Annotated in this window: 16 protein-coding genes; 11 read left to right on the top strand and 5 right to left on the bottom strand. The window is 54.7% G+C overall.

Annotated elements, in window-relative coordinates; genetic code table 11:
• Positions 1 to 2 precede the first annotated feature (2 nt).
• Together AB7E06_RS14095 and AB7E06_RS14090 are read right to left on the bottom strand one after the other, a co-directional pair.
• Positions 3 to 2,276 carry a TonB-dependent siderophore receptor gene (locus AB7E06_RS14095; protein ID WP_427957359.1) on the bottom strand — a complete coding sequence of 758 codons (2,274 nt, stop codon included), beginning with the start codon at positions 2,274 to 2,276 and terminating at the stop codon, positions 3 to 5.
• 269 nt (positions 2,277 to 2,545) lie between these two features.
• Positions 2,546 to 3,439, bottom strand: coding sequence for a LysR family transcriptional regulator (locus AB7E06_RS14090; RefSeq protein WP_427957357.1), 894 nt, complete (start codon positions 3,437 to 3,439; stop codon positions 2,546 to 2,548).
• Positions 3,440 to 3,604: 165 nt separating this feature from the next.
• Here AB7E06_RS14090 and AB7E06_RS14085 point away from each other — a divergent pair, with 165 nt between their 5' ends.
• From AB7E06_RS14085 to AB7E06_RS14075, 3 genes are all read left to right on the top strand, one after another.
• Positions 3,605 to 5,098, top strand: a complete 1,494-nt coding sequence (locus AB7E06_RS14085; protein WP_094197286.1) for a CoA-acylating methylmalonate-semialdehyde dehydrogenase — start codon at positions 3,605 to 3,607, stop codon at positions 5,096 to 5,098.
• An 86-nt stretch (positions 5,099 to 5,184) separates the two neighbouring features.
• A complete protein-coding gene (locus AB7E06_RS14080) occupies positions 5,185 to 6,135 on the top strand; it encodes a CysB family HTH-type transcriptional regulator (protein WP_427957356.1) in 951 nt (316 codons plus the stop codon).
• Between the two features lie 203 nt (positions 6,136 to 6,338).
• A complete protein-coding gene (locus AB7E06_RS14075; RefSeq protein WP_009456553.1) occupies positions 6,339 to 6,674 on the top strand; it encodes a DUF2325 domain-containing protein in 336 nt (111 codons plus the stop codon).
• Positions 6,675 to 6,783: 109 nt separating this feature from the next.
• Here AB7E06_RS14075 and AB7E06_RS14070 read toward each other — a convergent pair whose 3' ends face one another.
• On the bottom strand, positions 6,784 to 7,503 hold the full coding sequence (locus tag AB7E06_RS14070) for a C40 family peptidase (RefSeq protein WP_395013561.1): 720 nt from the start codon (positions 7,501 to 7,503) through the stop codon (positions 6,784 to 6,786).
• Between the two features lie 334 nt (positions 7,504 to 7,837).
• Between AB7E06_RS14070 and AB7E06_RS14065 the strand changes: the two genes are divergently transcribed.
• From AB7E06_RS14065 to AB7E06_RS14055, 3 genes are all read left to right on the top strand, one after another.
• On the top strand, positions 7,838 to 9,154 hold the full coding sequence (locus tag AB7E06_RS14065) for an MFS transporter (RefSeq protein ID WP_162496902.1): 1,317 nt from the start codon (positions 7,838 to 7,840) through the stop codon (positions 9,152 to 9,154).
• 96 nt (positions 9,155 to 9,250) lie between these two features.
• Positions 9,251 to 11,236: an acetate--CoA ligase gene (gene acs, locus AB7E06_RS14060; RefSeq protein WP_427957355.1), complete on the top strand. Its 1,986-nt coding sequence runs from the start codon at positions 9,251 to 9,253 to the stop codon at positions 11,234 to 11,236.
• A 163-nt stretch (positions 11,237 to 11,399) separates the two neighbouring features.
• Positions 11,400 to 12,296, top strand: a complete 897-nt coding sequence (locus tag AB7E06_RS14055; protein WP_234354320.1) for a DMT family transporter — start codon at positions 11,400 to 11,402, stop codon at positions 12,294 to 12,296.
• Between the two features lie 157 nt (positions 12,297 to 12,453).
• Here AB7E06_RS14055 and AB7E06_RS14050 read toward each other — a convergent pair whose 3' ends face one another.
• Positions 12,454 to 14,100 (bottom strand): electron transfer flavoprotein-ubiquinone oxidoreductase, encoded by a 1,647-nt coding sequence (locus AB7E06_RS14050; RefSeq protein ID WP_162496901.1) that lies wholly within the window; start codon positions 14,098 to 14,100, stop codon positions 12,454 to 12,456.
• Positions 14,101 to 14,282: 182 nt separating this feature from the next.
• On the opposite strand from AB7E06_RS14050, the gene AB7E06_RS14045 reads away from it, so the two are divergent.
• The 5 genes from AB7E06_RS14045 (at position 14,283) to AB7E06_RS14025 (ending at position 19,866) form a co-directional block, all read left to right on the top strand.
• Positions 14,283 to 14,705, top strand: coding sequence for an acyl-CoA thioesterase (locus AB7E06_RS14045; protein ID WP_108727741.1), 423 nt, complete (start codon positions 14,283 to 14,285; stop codon positions 14,703 to 14,705).
• Between the two features lie 122 nt (positions 14,706 to 14,827).
• Positions 14,828 to 15,526, top strand: coding sequence for a CoA transferase subunit A (locus tag AB7E06_RS14040; protein ID WP_094197279.1), 699 nt, complete (start codon positions 14,828 to 14,830; stop codon positions 15,524 to 15,526).
• A gap of 19 nt (positions 15,527 to 15,545) precedes the next feature.
• Complete coding sequence (locus AB7E06_RS14035; RefSeq protein ID WP_042482349.1) at positions 15,546 to 16,199, top strand: CoA transferase subunit B; 654 nt, start codon at positions 15,546 to 15,548, stop codon at positions 16,197 to 16,199.
• A 94-nt stretch (positions 16,200 to 16,293) separates the two neighbouring features.
• Positions 16,294 to 18,072, top strand: coding sequence for an aminopeptidase P family protein (locus tag AB7E06_RS14030; protein WP_427957351.1), 1,779 nt, complete (start codon positions 16,294 to 16,296; stop codon positions 18,070 to 18,072).
• A gap of 147 nt (positions 18,073 to 18,219) precedes the next feature.
• Positions 18,220 to 19,866: a CTP synthase gene (locus AB7E06_RS14025; protein ID WP_094197277.1), complete on the top strand. Its 1,647-nt coding sequence runs from the start codon at positions 18,220 to 18,222 to the stop codon at positions 19,864 to 19,866.
• Between the two features lie 62 nt (positions 19,867 to 19,928).
• On the opposite strand, the gene AB7E06_RS14020 is transcribed toward AB7E06_RS14025, so the two are convergent.
• On the bottom strand, positions 19,929 to 20,024 hold a 96-nt coding region (locus tag AB7E06_RS14020; RefSeq protein ID WP_427955672.1), incomplete at its 5' end, for an IS3 family transposase.

The following is a 20,024-nucleotide window of genomic DNA, read 5'->3' as shown; positions in this document are numbered from 1 at the left end:
GATCACCAGCGATAGTTCAGGCTGGCCGTAATGGTTCGATCCTGACCAACAAAACAATATAGGCGAGAGGTGCAACTGGCGATGTACTGCTTGTTCGTCAGATTGTTCACATTCAGGCTGAGGGTCGCGCCGCTCAAGTCTGGGGAGAGCATGCCTAGGTTGTAGTTCAGGCCCAGGTCCACCAGCGTTGCCGAGGGAACTTCCAGCTTGTTGGTGGGATCACCATAGGTTTTGCCTAGATAGCGAACGCCTGCTCCCATTTGCAGACCATTGAGTAGACCTTGCTTGAAGGCGTAGTCCATCCACAGGGAGGCACTGTGTTTGGGCGTTTGTGTCAGGCTCTTGCCTTGATAGCTCGCGTCTTGCACCAGCTCGTTGTCTAGATAGGTGTAGCTGGCAATCAGGTTCAGGTCACGGGCCAGCTCGGTTGTAGCTTGCAGATCCAGGCCACGGGTACGCACTTTTCCGGCTTGCGTGTTGAAACCCAGATGGCTGGCATCCGCTGTTTTGACATTGGTTTGCTCAAGCTGAAAGACGGCAGCACTCAGCAAGGTTTTCGATCCAGCAGGGTGATACTTGATACCCAGTTCAGTTTGCTTGGTCTCGATAGGGACAAAGGCTTCACCTTTGTAATTGGTACCCAGGATCGGATCGAAGGAAGTGGCGTAGCTGATGTAGGGAGCCAGGCCCATATCGAACTGGTAGCTCAAACCGGCGCGGCCACTCCATTTCTTGTCGTTTTGATGGGTGTCGCGCGGAGTGGGGGAGTAGCTGTGGGTCTGATCGTCGGTTTTGGACCAGTCGTGGCGGCCACTCAAGGTCAGACGCCAGCGCCCGTAAGCAATCTGGTCTTGCAGATACACACCAACGCGGGTGAAGTTCTGCTGGACTTTCCAGGGTGCAGCGTAGCTGGTGGTGAAGTCCGGGTAGATATTTGGGTGGTGAATGTCGCCATACGGGTCAAACAGGATGGGGCCAACGCTGTACAGCTCGTTTCTGAGGGTACCCTTGGAGTAATCTATGCCAGCCAGAACCGTGTGCGTGGTGGCACCCAACTTCAGTTCGCCGCGCAGATAGTTGTCCATCGAAAAGGTGTTGACCTTGGCGGGCGTCAGTTCATACGAGCCTTTCAACTGCGGCATGCCATTGACGTCCTGATAGCCATACACTACGCCGCGCTGAATATTGGACTGCACATACATATAGCGAGCGTTGCTGACAAAATTCCAGCCATTGTCGAACTCGTGCTCGAACAAGGAGCTGATGGAGTTCTGCTTGCGGGAGGACTGGGCGAAGTTGCTGTCCGTGAAGTTGCGATGACGGTCCACTTCAGGATAAGCCCCGCCCTCCAGACCCAGAACGGCAGCGGGCAGGCTGTTGTAGTTGGGCAACTCGGGCTCACGCGAGTGGGTAGCCAGAATTGTCCATGATGTTTGCGTGTTGGGACGCCAGGTAATGGCGGGGGCGAGGTAGAGCCGTTTGTGGCGTGTGTCCTCAATTTGGCCTTCGCTATCCAGCCCGCTGGCTGTAACTCGGTACAGTAAGGTGCCGTCCTGATTCATGGGGCCGGTGCTGTCAAAGCCCAGTTGCTTGCGGTTGAAGCGGCCATATTGAATATTCAGTTCATGGGCGGCGATGTCCTGCGGCTTGCGGCTGACTTGATTCACGATCCCGCCGCCGGTTCCCTGACCATAAATGGCGGCGGCAGGCCCGCGCAGCACTTCAATTCGTTCCAGAGAATAGGCATCTACTTGGGGCAGCCAGCTACCGGGGTTGCCGATAACACGCAGTCCATCCAGGTAGTAGTCCGCGTCCACACCGCGAATACGGGTCATATCCAGATAGCTGCCAAAGCCACCATAGCGTTCGCTGGTCGCACCGGCAGCGTAACGCAAGGCAGCACTGCTGCTGGTGGGTTGTTGCAAATCCATTTGTTCGCGAGTCACAACGGAAACCGATTGGGGTGTTTCCAGAATGGAGGTGCTGGTCTTGGTACCGATGCGGGATTTTTCTGCCACATAACCTTGTACCGGGCCGTTTTCCGTGTCTGAGCCACTCTGGGATGTGACAGTGATTGAAGGCAGGGTAGCCACATCGTCGGACTGCTGGGCGTTGGATGTAGTGGGTTTTTGAGAGGACGGCGCGGTGGTTTGTGCCTGCGCGTACTGTGCGCTGATCAACATTAAAGTGGTGGCAAGCGCGGTGTAGCGCAAACGAGGTGAAGCCGACCAGCCCATTTCTGCCGAATGGGTTCTGGAAAACCAATGGGAGTTCATAACAACGTTTCCTGAGGTGTGGGAGAGATCAGAAGGCCAAGCGGAGGTGATTGTAATTACCGACCGACCGTCGGTCAATGTAAATAATTCGCATTACTTAAAAATTAAGCAGAATGCGGAAGGAGGGAATTAAGCGTTCAGGAGTGAGGCTACGGCTGGGAATCGGCGCCTGAGGCGGGGTCTGCAAGAGTTAGGGAGGTAAATGTAAAAAGACCGAGGCAGGCTCGGTCTTTCTCTATGCTTTGAGGTGTATAGAAGGAAGCTGATCTTTACGCCCCATCCAGCAAATCTTGTCGCTCTTCCACCGACTGCTTCAGAAAGTGCCACAACCGGGTCAGGCTGGGATTTTGACGTTGCTCTTCATGGCAGAACATCCAGAAGCGGCGACGCAACTCCACCTGATCGGGCAGAACACAGCGCAAGCGTGGATCGGTTTTCGCCAAAAAGCAGGGCAGCACGGCAATCCCTTGTCCTTGCAAGGCAGCCTGATATTGCGCAATCACGCTGGTGCTACGAAAGCGTACGGCGGCAGATCGGACAATTTCCTCCAGGTAGCGCAGGCTGTCACTGAACACCAGATCATCTACATAGGCAATAAAGCGATGCCGAGACAGATCCTGCACGCTTTCTATGGGTGGGTGGCTATTCAAATAATCTTGATGGGCATAGAGCCGCAAGCTGTAGTCAGCCAAACGCGTGCACCAGTACGGCCCACGCTGGGGGCGCTCCAGTGCAATGGCCAAGTCCGCATCCCGACGTGACAGGCTGATAGGCCGGGGCACGGGCAGCAGCTCCAGAGTCAGCTCCGGATACTGAGTCTGAAAAATGCTGAGTAAGGGTGTCAGTACATAGCTGCCGAAGGCTTCGGTGCAGCCCAGGCGCAGCTTACCTGTCAAAGGTCTGGCCTTGCCGGTAATCGCATCTCGTGCCGCCAGCAAGCGGTTTTCTACTGGCTCCATGCGTTGCTGCAGATTCAGCCCTTCACTGGTCAGGCTATAGCCGCTGACGGTGGACTTGTGAAACAGGCGCAAGCCCAATTCCTGCTCCAAGGCTTGAATACGGCGGGCTACGGTGCTGTGTTGCACGCCCAGCCTCTGGGCCGCGACGCTGATTCGTTGGCAGCGAGCCACTTCCAGAAAATAACGCAGATTATCCCAGTCCATCGTGATGAGCCCGCCTTGAAAAAGACTTGTGCATAAATGCCCAGCTCCTGTGCATTTTTCATCATGGTAAACGGGTCTTGAGGCTTCTACACTCGATGAGAACCCTCATACAAGTGGGATAACAAATAAGGCTTAGCCGCCTGAGCAATTCATTGGAGACATGCTATGACGGAAGTGGTTCGTGTACCTTTGCTGATCGATGGACAACATGTTCAATCCAAGAGCACCCGTTGGGACGATGTGCTCAATCCAGCCACCCAGGAAGTGGTGGCCCAAGTGCCTTACGCCACAATGGAAGAGCTGGAGACCATTATTGCCAGCTCGGCCAAAGCCTATGAAAGCTGGCGCCATTCCAGCCAGGGCGCTCGCATGCGCGTCATGCTGAATCTGCAGCGTCTGGTGCGTGAAAACAGTACCAAGCTGGCTGAGGCCATCTCGCGTGAGCACGGTAAAACCATGCCCGATGCTGAAGGTGAAGTAGGCCGTGGCCTGGAGGTGATCGAATACGCGTGTTCCATTGCTTCGATGCAGTTGGGCGAGTATGCAGAAAACGCCGCAGGTGGTATTGATGTCTACACCCTGATCCAACCCTTGGGCGTGTGTGCAGGCGTGACCGCATTCAACTTCCCGGTGATGCTGCCTTGCTTCATGTTCCCGCTGGCCGTGGCTTGCGGTAATACCTTCGTGCTCAAACCTTCCGAGCAGGATCCTAGCGCCAGTCTGATGCTGGCCGAGCTGGCTCTGGAAGCCGGTCTGCCGCCAGGCGTGCTGAACGTGGTTCACGGCGGTGCAGAGATTGCCAATGCCTTGGTCACTCACCCCGAAGTCAAAGCCGTGTCCTTTATTGGTTCGACTGCTGTCGGCACCGAGATCCACCGTCGTGCGACGGAGGCAGGCAAGCGCTCGCAAGCCATGATGGGTGCTAAAAACCATTGCATCGTGATGCCAGATGCCGATCGTGATGTAGCGATCAACCAGTTGCTGGGTGCTGCTTTTGGTGCGGCAGGCCAGCGCTGCATGGCGATTTCGGTGGCCGTCATGGTTGGTGAAACCGGCGAGTGGATCGATGAGCTGGTCAAGCGTGCCGCAACCATGAAGGTCAATGTCGGTACTGATCGTCAGGCCGATTTGGGCCCACTGGTCTCGCCACGTGCTCGTCAGCGTGTGGAGTCCTTGATTGAAGCTGGGGTACAGGAAGGTGCTAGCCTCTTGCTCGATGGTCGTGGCGTGAAGGTGCCTGGCTATGAAAGCGGCAACTTTGTAGGCCCAACCATCTTCAATGATGTGAAAGCTGACATGCGCATTTACGAAGAAGAAATCTTCGGGCCTGTGCTGTGCATTGTGCGCGTCAACACCCTGGAAGAAGCGGTGCAGTTCATTAATCGCAACCCCAATGGTAATGGCGTGTCCATCTTCACCCAGGATGGCGGCCATGCGCGCTACTTCCAGAACCGTATCGACGTAGGCCAGATTGGTATCAATATCCCCATCCCTGTGCCGGTGGCCTGGTTCAGCTTCACGGGTTCGCGTGCGTCCAAGTTGGGTGACTTGGGCCCGAACGGCAAACAGGCTGTTCAGTTCTGGACACAGACCAAAACCGTTACGGCTCGCTGGCAGGCTCACGCCAATACAATGAATACAACCATCAGCATGACGTAATGGTTGCATCTATATATATAACTTAATGCAATAAGCGGGCTGCTTCTTATTACATATAATAGTTCTGTACCTGGGGCTATTAACATATGAATATTCAACAATTCCGCTTTGTCCGAGAGACCATCCGACGTAACTTCAATCTGACTGAAGCCGCTCGTTCGCTTTATACCTCCCAGCCGGGGGTGTCCAAGGCGATCATCGAGTTTGAAGATGAGCTGGGCATCAAGATTTTTGAACGTCATGGAAAACGCATTAAGGGCCTGACCCGACCGGGCGAAGCCGTCGCCGAGGTGATTGACCGCATCATGCGCGAGATCGACAACCTCAAGCGTGTCAGCGACGACTTCGCCCGCCGCGATGAGGGCACTTTGGTCATTGCTTGTACCCATGCCCAGGCACGATATTTGCTGCCCAAGGTGATCCCTGAATTCCGTCGTCGCTTTCCCAAGGTCCATATGTCCTTGGCGGAAGGTAGCCCACCCGTGCTGGCCCAGATGGTGCTACACGAGCAGGCCGACGTTGCGATTGCAACTGAAACCCTGGCCTTGACGCCGGGCCTGGTCGCGTTGCCGGTCTACACCTGGGAGCACACGGTGGTGGTGACGCCGGATCACCCGTTGGCTGATCTGCCTGCCAACAAGCAACTGTCCATCGAAACCCTGGCGCAATATCCCATCGTGACTTACGACCATGCCTTCTCGGGTCGGGGTTCGATTGATGAGGCCTTTGCCAAGTACGGCATCACTCCGGACATTGTGCTGGAAGCTATTGATGCTGACGTGATCAAGACCTACGTTGATGTCGGTCTGGGTATCGGTATCATCGCAGGCATCGCGTTCGATCCGCGTCGTGACAAGGGTTTGGTGGGCCTGCCAGCAGGGCATTTGTTCGGCGCGCACCATACCAAGGTAGCGGTGAAAGCCGGGGCCTTCTTACGTGACTACATTTTCGAGTTGCTAGAGATGTTGGCACCGGAATTGACCCGCGATGTGGTGCTTAGCGCTCTGGATGAAAAGCAGACTGGTAGCCCGTTGTAAAGCAGCGGCTGTTGGGCTGGTAACAGAGCCATCGTGATCACACGGTGGCTCTTCTTGTTTGTGCTGCCAGCGGATGATTGCAAAGTTGGTAAGACTTATGGTCGAAGGTTATAAGTAAAAATTGAAACAAGCTATCGGCTCAATTGACTATGATAATAAGAATGATTATCATTATCCAACTTTCTTAGCCAATGGAGCTTTCTGTGTCTCAATACGTCAGTGCAGTCGTGGTTGGAGCAGACCGTCTGGGGAATATTCCCGACCTGCTCAAGATCCACAATATTTCGATCAAACACCATATTAGCGGTCGTGATCCCGCGCATCAGAAAAAAACCCTGCAGTTGCCTTCGGGCACCGATTTGTTGATTCTCCTGACCGATTTCCTGGGTCACAACGTCATGAAAACCTTCCGGGCCGCTGCCTTGAAGTCCGGTATTCGAGTGGTCGCCTGCCGACGCTCGGTTTGCAGTATGAAGCAAGCCTTAACCCAATGCGGCTATTGTGAGTCTTGTCCGCTCGGTAAGTCCAAGAGCCACTAGATTGGCGGCATGACTTACTGGGGCAAAGAAGGAATCTGTAAGAAAAAAAGCCACTGTTTCATCACAGTGGCTTTTTTGTGTATTGCCTGAAATGGCAGCAGGGCGGTCTTTACTTGACGCTACGCAGACGGGCTTCGGATTGCTGGGTATCGGCAGCGGCCAAACGCCGTGCACCGTTATAGCGTTTTTTCCAGTAACCCACTTGCATGCTCTCAACGCGTACTACGGCGCCAGTGCGAGGCGCATGAACAAATTTGTCATCGCCCAAGTAAATGCCTACGTGAGAAAAACGAGCGCCACGGGTATTGAAGAACACCAGGTCGCCTTTGCGCAGCTCGCTACGGTTAACTGAGATGCCTTCTTTAGCAATGTCTTTGGATTGGCGGGGCAGTTTCAGTCCCAGGGATTTTTCAGCGACATAAGACACCAGGCCACTGCAATCAAAGCCAGTGCTGGGAGCGTCGCCACCAAAGCTGTACTTCACGCCCAGAAAATTAAGGGCAGTGGTGGCCAAGCCATGGTTAGAGGAAGCGTTTCGGCTGCTGCGGCTTTCGGTGCGCCCTTGGCGACGATCGCTGCTATACGCAATATTAATGTCGTTGCGAGCGCGATTGGCCAGATACGTACCTAACGGGTCGGACTCGGTCTGGAATTCGTAATCGGCGTAGTAAGCGTGATCCAGCTCTGCACGATCTTTGTTCTGGCTGGACTGTTGAGTTCCAGTGGTGGCGCACCCGGTTAAGGCTAGCGCACCGGCTAACAAAAGATACTTGGCGCTGCGATAAGTAATATGCAAAAGTGCGGGTGGATTCAGGTAATGTGGCGGCATGACCAGGGCTTTTTTAAGGACTTGGTGGGCAGCAGCACAACCTTGATGCCTATTTTTGCTGAAATTAGCAGCAATTGATGGGTATCAGGGCTGTAAGTATGGCTAAAAGCACCATACTTTGCCGAACGTTGCTGTGCGTTGAGTGCTAAGCAGTGTACCGGATGATAATTGCACCGTAAAGCATTGTAGGAGTGTATTTTGCGATTGAATCATACAGTTGCAAAGTGTGGCTGGCAGCGGTTTTTAGGCCCTGTTCATGGGTCCAGTGCTCTTTTGGGTGGCTTGCAGGAAATTAACCGAAATAGAGCGAAGTTTTACTGTTTATAGAGATTGAATGATGCGATTTATAGGACAAGCCCTAGGGAAAGCACTAAATGAAGGAGTACGGCTGCGTGAGTTGTGGGCTTGGGCCATGTACGATTTTGCAAACTCTGGCTACACCACCGTGATTTTGACCAGTGTTTACAGTGCCTATTTTGTAGGTGTGATCGCTGAAGGCCGCAGTTGGGCTACCTTGGCATGGACCTTGGCCTTGTCTGCTTCGTATTTAAGCATCATGTTGACCATGCCCGGACTCGGTGCAAAAGCCGATGCCCGTCAAGGCAAAAGACGGCTTTTGTTTAGCAGCACCATAGGTTGCGTGTTGGCAACCGTGATGTTGTATTGGGCCGGCCCCAATGACATTGTCTGGGCTCTGGTTTTCATTGCGTTATCCAATTATTGCTACTGCATAGGCGAGTCCGTTATCGGCGCTTTCTTACCGGAAATCGCTCGGCCTGACGCCTTGGGACGAGTCTCCGGTTGGGGCTGGGGTTTTGGCTATTTTGGGGGTATGTTGGCTTTGGGGCTGTCTCTCGGTTTCTTGACCTGGGCAACGTCGCAGGGCTGGACGGCTCAGGAGTATGTACCGGGCATTGCTTTGATTACGGCTACCTTGTTTGCTCTGTCGGCCTTGCCTTCTTTTTTGTTTCTGCGCGAACGCAGTGCGCCTAGTGGCGCAGAGCAGCAAGGCATGCTGTCGCGTTTGATTGCATCGGCGCGCGATGTGCATCAGCATTTTCCCGATTTCCGCACCTTGTTGTTGTGTGGTGCTGCCTATCAGGCCGGGATTGCCGTCATTATTACCTTGTCAGCGGTGTACGCCACTGAGGCCATGGGCTTTACGATGGCGCAAACCATGGCCTTGATTTTTACCGTCAATATCGCGGCAGCGGTGGGGGCGTTGCTGTTTGGCCATGTACAAGATCGCATTGGCCATCGGCGTGCGTTGGCACTGACGCTGTGCGCTTGGCTAGTCATGGTGGGGATTGCGGTCAGTACGCGTTCTTTGGCCGGATTTTGGACCGCAGCAGCCGTTGCCGGGCTATGTATAGGAAGTAGTCAAAGTGCGGGTCGGGCCATGGTGGGCTTGTTGGCACCCAAGAGCCGTTTGGCCGAGTTTTTCGCCTTGTGGACCTTTGCCATTCAGTTGGCTGCCGTATGTGGTCCGCTGTCTTATGGCCTGGTGACTTGGCTAAGTGGTGGAAACCACCGTTTGGCTCTGACCTGCACGGGATTGTTTTTTCTGGCGGGCCTGCTGATCCTGTCGCGTTTGAATTTTCCGCGTGGCATTTTGGCCAAGAATCAAGCCGATCTCAGTTGTCAGGATTGAGTAAGTAAGGCACGTTACGTTTATATAAAATTAAGCTGGGCTGCCCTTGCGCATCCCAAAAAAAACACCAAATCTGGAAAATAAAGGAGCCAAACTATGAGCGGTCCAACGTCTATTGAATCCGTCCTGTCGGAAAGTCGGGTATTTCCCGTGTTCCCGGATCTGGAACGCGATGCTCGCATCGCTGGCATGGCAGCCTACCAGGAGCTTTGCCAGAAGGCCGAGCAGGATTATCCCGGCTACTGGGCGGAGTTGGCCCGTGATCGTCTGGTCTGGACCAAGCCTTTCACCCAGGTTCTGGACGATAGCAAGCCCCCGTTTTACAAGTGGTTCCATGATGGTGAGCTGAACGTCTCGGCTAACTGTCTGGACAAGCACCTGGGCACACCCACCGAAAACAAAACCGCGCTGATCTTTGAAGCTGACGGTGGCGAAGTCACTAAAGTGACCTTCCGCGAGCTGTACGAACAAGTTTGCCAGTTTGCCAATGGTTTGAAAGCCCTGGGCTACAAAACCGGCGAACGCGCCCTGATCTATATGCCCATGTCGGTGCAAGCCATTGTGGCCATGCAGGCATGTGCCCGTTTGGGTATTACCCACTCTGTGGTGTTTGGTGGTTTCTCGGCCAAGAGTTTGCACGAACGTGCGGTGGACGTGGGCGCTACCTTGGTCATTACCGCTGACGAGCAACGTCGCGGTGGCCGTGCCATCCCTTTGAAAAATGCAGTTGACGAAGCCCTGAGCGGAGGCGACTGCGAAGCCGTGCGTCACGTTATCGTGTACAAGCGTACAAGCGGGCCTGTTGCCTGGCACGAAGGCCGTGACCTGTGGTGGGAAGATGCCGTCAAGGGCCAAAGCAGCGATTGCCCAGCCGTGTCCGTGAATGCAGAACACCCTCTGTTTGTTCTGTACACCTCTGGCTCCACTGGCAAGCCTAAAGGCGTGCAGCACTCTTCGGCTGGCTACCTGCTAGGTGCCATGCTGAGCGTACAGTGGACCTTCGATGCCAAAGACAGCGATGTGTTCTGGTGTACAGCCGACATCGGTTGGGTAACAGGCCACACCTTCATCACCTACGGCCCTCTGGCCGCTGGCGTGACACAAGTCGTGTTTGAAGGCGTGCCTACCTATCCGGATGCTGGCCGTTTCTGGAACATGATTGAGCGCCACGGCGTGACGGTGTTCTACACGGCACCTACCGCTATTCGCTCCTTGACCAAGGCAGCCGAAGCGGACGAGGCCATTCACCCCAAACAATACAATCTGGATAGCCTGCGTATTATTGGGTCGGTGGGCGAGCCCATCAACCCTGAAGCCTGGATGTGGTATTTCAAGAATGTGGGCCGCGAGCGTTGCCCCATTGTGGATACTTGGTGGCAAACCGAAACGGGCGGTCATGTCATTACTCCCTTGCCTGGCGCCACTCCATTGAAACCCGGTTCCTGCGGTTTGCCATTTCCCGGCATGGACGTGGCGATTGTGGATGAGGTAGGTGAGGAGGTCGAACGCGGCAATGGCGGTTTCCTGGTCATTCGCAAACCTTGGCCCAATATGATCCGCACCATCTGGGGTGACCCGGATCGCTTCGTGAAAAGCTACTTTCCGCCTGAGCTCAAAGGCTATTACCTGGCCGGTGATGGTGCGCAGCGTGATACCGACGGCTATTTCTGGGTCATGGGCCGTATTGACGATGTGTTGAACGTCTCGGGCCACCGTTTGGGCACGATGGAAGTGGAGTCGGCTTTGGTTGCCCACCCACTGGTGGCTGAAGCGGCTGTTGTGGGCAAGCCTGACCCAACGACGGGTGAAGCCATTGTGGCGTTTGTGGTGCTCAATGGCGATCTGCCATCGGGCGAAGAGGCTGACAAGGTTGCCGCCGATCTGCGCAATTGGGTAGGCAAGGAAATTGGTCCTATCGCCAAGCCTCGTGAGATCCGCTTCGGCGAGAACCTGCCCAAGACACGTTCAGGCAAGATCATGCGTCGTTTGCTGCGTTTTGTTGCCAATAACGAGCCGATCACGCAAGACGTATCCACGCTGGAAAACCCAGCAATTTTGGATCAGTTGTCCGAAGCACACTAAGTTTTTTGGTAGTTCCTGTTTGACCCTGGTTTCTTTCCGGAGCCAGGGTTTTTTTATTGCTTCTGATTATTGTGTCTTTGAGGCCTGCACAATACGGAATTAGCCTAGCATTGAGTCCGTGGTCAAAACATCGGTCCATGAATTCAAAGAAAAGGGGAAAGGTTTGAGTGGGGAACAGCAGGCAGACAGGGGTGCTTTGGCGCTGATGGGTTTGGTGGTGCTGACCTGGGGCATGAGCTGGGTCGTGATGAAGGCGATGACCGTCTACATCGGGCCAGTTGATCTGATTGCCGCACGCTATGCAGTGGCATTCGTTTTCTTATGGTTGGTGCTGCGTCTTAAAGGCGGACATTTGCGGCCCACACCCTGGAAGCTGAGTTTGGGTGTGGCCATTTTCCAGACCACTGGATTTCAGCTGCTTAGCCAGTTTTCCTTGCAGGTGGGTGGGGCGGGCAAGATGGTTGCCCTGGCTTACACCATGCCCATCTGGATCTTGTTGCTGTCCTGGCCCATGTTGGGACAGCGTCCCCAAAAGCGCCACGTAATGGGTATGGTGCCTGCGATTTTGGGTTTGATGCTCCTGATCGCGCCTTGGAAGGGAATGGGCGGCATACTGGGTTCTGTTTTGGCAACGCTCAGCGGTGTGAGTTGGGCCTTGGGGGCAATTTACTCCAAGCAGCTATTTGAACGTCATCGTGTTGAGCTGCTTAACGCCACAGTCTGGCAATGCCTTTTGGGAGTGGTCATTGTCCTGCCCTTGAGTTTCTTGATCCCCCAGCGCTCTTTGGTGATGGAGTGGCAAATGTTTAGCGGTGTGCTGTATCTGGGTGTGATCGCCACTGGCGTGGGTTGGTTGCTTTGGATGGCGGTGGTCAGCCGCGTCAGCGCGACCTTGGCTGGTATGTCCAGCTTGGGTGTGCCTGCACTGACCGTTCTGCTGGCCTGGTTGCTGTTGGACGAATGGCCCACTCAATTGGAGTTGATGGGAACTGGCCTGATTCTACTGGGGCTATTTGTCGTTAACTGGCCCAGCCGATCGCGCAAATCAAAAAGAACTTAAAAAAACCACCCGCGTGTGAACTGACTATTGTATTTCGCCATGAAAAACACCCTAAAGGTCGGATCAATGTCCAACTTTTGGGGTGCAGTTCAGTGGGTGGTTTTTTTCAGCATCAAACTGTCTGGCCTTGGTGTTATCGCCAAGGCCAGAGTTATTTTTACATGCCGTTGTACACCGGACCTTCACCACCTTGTGGAGGCACCCAGACGATATTTTGGGTAGGGTCTTTAATATCACAGGTTTTGCAGTGCACACAGTTCTGTGCATTGATCTGCAGCTTGTCGTCGCCGGTTTCGGTCTTGATGAACTCGTACACGCCGGCCGGACAGAAGCGGGCTTCAGGGCCACCGTAACGAGCCAGGTTTACGGCTACAGGCACGGATGGATCCTTCAGCGTCAGGTGAACAGGTTCATCTTCTTCGTGGTTGGTGTTTGAAATAAACACGGAACTGAGACGATCGAAGGTGATCTTGCCATCTGGCTTGGGGTAGTCGATGCGGGCGCATTCGGCTGCCGGCTGCAAACAGGCGTGGTCAGGCTTGTTGTTACGTAGCGTCCAGGGCATTTTGCCTTTGAGCAGACCTTGCTCCACAAAGGTCATGACGGACGCAATCGAGCGACCTTTCTTGAACCATTGCTTGAAGTTACGGGCCTTGTTCAGTTCCTCATGCAGCCAGGATTGTTTGAAATTCTCGGCGTATTGCGACAGTTCGTCCTGCTTGCGACCCGCTTGCAAGGCTTCGAAAGCGGCTTCAGCGGCCAGGGAACCGGATTTGATGGCAGCGTGGCTACCCTTGATGCGTGAGGCATTCAGGAAGCCCGCATCACAACCGACCAGTGCGCCACCGGGGAAGCTGAGTTTGGGTAGTGCCAGCAAACCACCGGCCGTCAGGGAACGAGCCCCGTAAGCAATGCGCTTGCCGCCTTCAAATGTGGCGCGCAGGGCAGGGTGAGTTTTGTAACGCTGGAACTCTTCAAAGGGAGACAGCCAGGGATTGGCATAATCCAGACCCACCACCATCCCGACCATGACCAGATTGTTATCCAGGTGGTACAGGAAGGAGCCACCGTAGGTGTCTGAATCCAGAGGCCAGCCAGCGGTGTGAATCACCAGACCGGGCTGGGACTGGGACGGATCGACTTCCCACAGCTCTTTAATGCCAATGCCGTAGCTTTGTGCATTGCGGGATTCGTCCAGCTTGAAGCGTTCGGTCAGCTCACGGCCCAGGTGGCCACGCGAGCCTTCGGCAAAAATCGTGTAGGACGCCAGCAATTCCATGCCAGGCTGGTAGTGGGAGGTGTGGGTGCCGTCACGGGCCACGCCCATGTCACCGGTCAAAACACCACGTACCGCGCCTTGCTCGTCGTACAGAATGTGGGCAGCGGCAAAGCCGGGGAATATATCCACGCCCAGGGCCTCGGCCTGTTCACCCATCCATTGCACGACATTGCCCAGGCGGACGATGTAATTGCCATGGTTCTTGAAGCAGTCGGGCAGCAACCACATGGGAGTGCTGCGTGCGCCTTTTTCGGTCAGGAACAGGAATTTGTCTTCGGTCACTTCTACCGAAATGGGGGCGCCTTGCGCTTTCCAGTCCGGCAACAGTTCGTCCAGCGCGCGCGTATCCATGACGGCGCCGGACAGGATATGGGCCCCCACTTCAGCGCCTTTTTCCAGGATACAGACGCTGATTTCTTGTTCTTTTTCTTGGGCGAGCTGTTTAAGACGTATCGCGGTGGCCAGACCAGCAGGGCCAGCGCCGACGATAATAACGTCATATTCCATCGATTCACGTTCAGACATTGCTGCTGATCTCCTATTACGGCTTAGCGCTTTGTTCTTGATTGTTGGCGGGTGAAATTCGTGTACTGTGCGTACGGTCGATTGTATTGTAGTCTGAGCAATCCCGTTTTGAGTTCAGAGGCTAGGGGGGGTGTCCGTCCGCTTCCGGGTTCATCAGTAAATATCAGTAAGGAGAGCATGTAATGACACAAGTAGTAGATTCTGGTGCAGGAGCCACTTTTGATATTGCCGTGCGCTGGGGCGATCTGGATGCCATGAATCATGTTAACAATACGGTTTACTTTCGCTACATCGAGGAAGCGCGTGTTCAGTTAATGATGAAGCTGGGCATGGTGCCACCTTCTCCACGTACCGGGGTGCTGGCTCATGCCAGCCTGGATTTCCTGCGTTCGATCCTGTATCCGGCGACTGTTCGGATTGTGCATAAATTATTGAAAGTCGGCGGCAGCAGCATTGAGCTGGAAGTCTTTGTAGGTGACGCAAATCAAGCTGATGTCATTTATGCACGTGGTCGCTGTGTGCTAGTGTCCATTAACCCCCAAGGTGGCTCTCAACCTTGGACCGAAGATGAGCGTAAACAGATACACTCGGTTTTTCAGGGTTAAGCTTTACGTATACGGAAAGCGTAGTCAAGTCGTAGAATGCCTGATAGCACCTTATGGTGCATAGCGGCATTATTGGACAAAGTTTGCTGTTTAGGCCAATTAAAGAGTTATTGGAGAGTCAATTGAATAAAGTCTATCCAAGCGCCAAGGAGGCGTTGCAGGGAGTCGTTGCCGACGGACAGACAGTCGCGGTAGGTGGATTCGGCTTGTGCGGAATTCCCGAAGCGCTGATTGCTGCGCTGCGCGATAGCGGAGTCAAAAACCTGACCTGCATTAGCAATAATGCCGGGGTGGATGGCTTTGGTCTGGGTCAGTTGTTGGAAACTCGTCAGATCCGCAAGATGATTTCCTCCTACGTGGGCGAGAACAAAGAGTTTGAACGTCAGTATTTGGCCGGCGAGCTGGAGCTGGACTTCACCCCTCAGGGCACATTGGCTGAAAAGTTGCGTGCCGGTGGTGCAGGCATTCCTGCTTTCTTTACCGCAACAGGCGTGGGCACCATCGTGGCTGAGGGTAAGGAAATTCGCGAGTTCAACGGTCAGCAATACGTGATGGAAGAGGCCCTGGTGCCCGATGTGTCACTGGTCAAAGCTTACAAGGCCGACCGCAGCGGCAACCTGGTGTTTCGCAAGACCGCGCGCAACTTCAACCCGAACGTGGCCATGGCTGGCAAGATCACCATTGTCGAGGTCGAGGAAATTGTCGAGACCGGCAGCCTGGACCCGGATGATGTGCATTTGCCCGGTATTTATGTGCACCGTATCGTGCTCAATGCACAGCCTGAAAAGCGCATTGAACAGCGTACCGTTCGTTCTTCCTGATTAGCGAGGCAAGATAATAATGGCTTGGAATAGAGATCAAATGGCGGCACGCGCCGCCCTGGAGCTTCAGGACGGCTTTTACGTCAACCTGGGTATTGGTTTGCCTACGCTGGTTGCCAACCACGTGCCCGAGGGCATTGAAGTCTGGCTGCAATCGGAAAACGGTTTGCTGGGCATTGGCCCCTTTCCGACCGAAGACAAGATTGATGCGGACCTTATCAACGCTGGCAAGCAAACCATCACCACCTTGCCCGGTTCGTCCATTTTTTCCTCGGCAGACTCGTTTGCCATGATTCGTGGCGGCAAGATCAATATCGCGATTCTGGGCGCCATGCAGGTGTCGGAAAAGGGTGATCTGGCCAACTGGATGATCCCTGGCAAGATGATCAAGGGCATGGGCGGTGCCATGGATCTGGTCGCTGGCGTTGGCCGTGTCGTGGTCCTGATGGAGCACGTGGCCACCAAGAAAGATGGCACGGAAGACCTGAAAATTCTGCCTGCTTGCACCTTGCCCTTGACGGGCGTGGGGGTGGTTGACCTCATCATTACCGATCTGGGAGTGATGGAAGTGACGGAAAATGGTTTAAAGTTGCTTGAGTTGGCACCAGAAGTCAGCCTTGAGTACATTCAGTCCAAGACAGGCGTCCCGCTGGACGTCAGTGCGGTGGCCTGATCGGTCTCTCTGGCTTAAAAAGCTTCGGCGCGAGTCGGAGCTTTTTTTTATGTTTGATCGGTGCGTGAACGCTGTTTATGTAAAGGAAGTTGGCATGGCCCATCCCCCCGTTGCCGCACGCTTGCAGGCGCTGCGCGAACAAATGCAATTTCAGTCCGTGCAGGCAAGCATCTGGCCTACATCCGACCCTCATCTGTCTGAATACCTGCCTGATCGCTGGAAAAGCCGTCAGTGGCTCAGCGGATTTGTCGGATCGGCCGGGCTCCTGGTGGTGACGGCCGATTGGGCCGGCTTGTGGACCGATAGCCGTTATTGGGAGCAGGCAGCCAAGGAGCTGGACGGTAGCGGCATTCAATTGCAACGTGCCGGCGAGGCCGGCGTGCCGGAGCCAGCCAATTGGCTGGCGGAGCATTTGCCTGCCCAGTCGCGAGTCACGCTCGATAGCCAGTCGGTGTCGGCACAAAGTCTGCTGGCCTGGCAAAAGGCCACGCCGGAGCTGGAGTGGGTGCTGAAAGCCGATTTGCTCAGCCCGATCTGGACGGTCCGGCCTGCTGCGCCTGTTGGCCAGGTGGTGGAGCATCTGCCCCCTTTTGCCTGCCGTACTCGTCAGGAAAACTTGAGCAGCACCCGGGCCGCCATGCAGGAGCAGGGCGCCCATTGGCATTTGCTGAGCGCACTGGATGATATTGCCTGGACCCTGAATCTGCGCGGCAGTGATGTGTCCTATAACCCGGTGTTCCTGTCGTACTTGTTGATTGGCCCGGATCAGGCATTTCTGTTTGTGGATAGCAACAAGCTGTCGGCAGGCATACAGGAGGCGCTGGCTTTGGACGGCGTGCAAGTTCAAGGCTATACCGAGTTGTCGTCCTTCATGCGTGCTTTACCCGCGTCCATGCCTATCCTGCTGGATATGGCGCGGACCACGGCTTGGGCGGCGCAACTGGCGGCACATTTGAATGTAGTGGAGTACATCAATCCCGCTCAATTGCTCAAGTCCTGCAAGACCGATGCCGAGCTGGATCATGTTCGTGAAACCATGGAAAAAGACGGCGCTGCCTTATGCGAGTTCTTTGCCTGGTTTGAGCAGCAAAGCGAGGTGAACGAGCTGGATGTGGATGAACATATCTGCGCTGCCCGTGCTCGTCAGGAAGGCTTTGTCAGCCCTAGTTTTGGCACGATTGCTGCTTATAACGCCAATGGCGCCATGCCGCACTATCAGGCTACCCAGCAGTCCCATGCCCGTATTGATGGCAATGGCTTGCTGCTGATCGATTCGGGCGGGCAGTATCAGGGGGGGACGACGGACATCACCCGAGTGGTGCCGGTGGGGCAGGTATCTGCCGAGCAGATTCGTGACTTCACGCTGGTGCTCAAAGGCATGGTGTCCTTGTCCATGCTGGTGTTCCCGGAGGGCATTGCCGGTCAGCAAATTGATGTGCTGGCGCGTCAGCCTTTGTGGGAACAGGGGCTGGACTTCGGTCATGGCACCGGACATGGCGTGGGGTACTTCATGAATGTGCATGAAGGTCCGCAGTCTATCTCCTGGCGAGGCCGTATCGGACCTCATTCGGCCATGCGTGCCGGTATGATTACGTCCAACGAGCCTGGCTTGTATCGTCCCGGCCAGTGGGGCATTCGTATCGAGAATCTGGTGGCGGCGGTACCAGCCATGCGCAGCGAGTACGGGCAATTTCTGCGTTTTGAAACCCTGACCTTGTGCCCCATTGATACGCGTTGTATAGATGCCGCACTACTGACCGCTGCCGAGCGTCAGTGGCTCAATGAATATCATCAGCAAGTGCGCGAACGTCTCTTGCCCCGTGTTCAGGGTGAGGCACGTACATGGCTTGAGCAAAGGACGCAGGCGATCTGATCGCACCGTCTGCTGTTGTCAATAGTTGCAAGGACAAGTGGTATTTCCGCTGTGAAATGCCACTTGTCGGGTCGCCAAGCATGGGCGCTTGCCGTTATAATCCAAATTTCCCGCTATCGCCTGATTTGACCTCAGGCGCCTTTTATAATGACCACCAAATATGTATTCGTAACGGGAGGCGTTGTGTCCTCCCTGGGCAAAGGTATTGCGGCTGCATCCCTGGCTGCCATCCTGGAGTCCCGCGGTTTGCGCGTGACTATGCTCAAGCTGGATCCCTACATTAACGTAGATCCGGGCACCATGAGCCCCTTCCAGCACGGTGAAGTGTTTGTTACTGAGGATGGTGCGGAAACTGACCTGGACCTGGGCCACTACGAGCGCTTTATTTCCGCTCGCATGCGCAAGGTCAACAACTTCACCACGGGCCAGATTTACGAATCCGTGCTGCGCAAAGAGCGTCGCGGGGATTATCTGGGCAAGACCGTGCAGGTTATCCCGCACATCACCAACGAAATCCAGGACTTCATCATTCGTGGCGCCAAGGCTGCCTACAATGGCGAGGCTGATGTTGCCATCGTCGAGATTGGCGGCACAGTGGGTGACATCGAATCCCAGCCTTTCTTGGAAGCTGCCCGCCAGATGAACCTACGCCTGGGCCGTAACAACACCGCTTTTGTTCACCTGACACTGGTGCCTTTCATTGCATCGGCTGGCGAACTCAAGACCAAACCTACCCAGCACTCGGTGCAAAAGCTGCGTGAAATCGGTATTCACCCCCATGCTTTGCTGTGCCGAGCCGATCGTGTCATTCCTGATGACGAGCTAGCCAAGATTTCGCTGTTCTCCAACGTGCCCATGGACGCCGTGATTTCGGTGTGGGATGCGGATTCTATTTACAAGATTCCAGCCATGCTGCACAAGCAAGGTCTGGACAGCTTGGTGTGCGATGCCTTGGCCTTGTCGCCTCCACCGGCAGATCTTTCCATGTGGGATCGTTTGGTCCAGGCACAGGAGAATCCAGAGCACGAAGTACGCATTGGTATGGTTGGCAAGTACGTAGACCTGACCGAATCCTACAAGTCGCTAAGCGAAGCGCTGGTTCATGCCGGTATCCATACTCGCACCCGTATCAATATCGAGTACCTGGATTCCGAAGTGATCGAGAATGAAGGTACGGATTGCTTGAAAGGTCTGGATGCCATTCTGGTCCCAGGTGGCTTTGGCAAACGTGGTACTGAAGGCAAGATTCGCGCCATTCAATACGCTCGTGAAAACGGCGTGCCATTCCTGGGCATTTGCCTGGGCATGCAATTGGCCGTGGTCGAGTTTGCTCGCAATGTGGGCAATCTGGTGGGCGCGAACTCCACCGAGTTCGATCCATCCGCCGTGCACCCGGTAGTAGCCCTGATTACCGAATGGGCTGATCGTGAAGGTAAGATTGAGCACCGTGATGGCACCTCCGATCTGGGCGGCACCATGCGCAAGGGCGCACAGCGTTGCCCCGTGAAACCTGGTTCGCGCGCTGAAGCCATTTATGGCCCAGAAGTCAACGAGCGCCACCGTCACCGCTTCGAGGTCAACACCTTGTACGTGCCGCGCCTGGAAGAAGTGGGTATGGTAATCTCGGCTCGTACTCCTACCGAGAACCTGCCAGAAATCATGGAACTGCCTGATCATCCTTGGTTCATGGGTGTGCAATTCCATCCGGAATTCACCTCGACCCCGCGTGATGGCCACCCGCTGTTTACCAGCTATATCAAAGCTGCTCTGGAGCGCCAGAAAAAAACGGCTTGATAAATTGGTATGACTGAAAAGGCCCGCGCTATGAACTGACCCCATAAAGTTGGACAGTTAAATTAGATGAGCAAGGCCTGATTTCGGTATTGCACCGGGCTCAGGCCTTTTAGCTTTGTTCTGATGCGTTCGTGATTGTAATAGTGGATATATTGACG

Source organism: Alcaligenes sp., from assembly GCF_050255915.1.
GTDB lineage: Bacteria > Pseudomonadota > Gammaproteobacteria > Burkholderiales > Burkholderiaceae_B > Alcaligenes > Alcaligenes aquatilis.
Note: the sequence above shows the minus strand (reverse complement) of the source record. Positions and strands in the feature narration are given on the sequence as shown.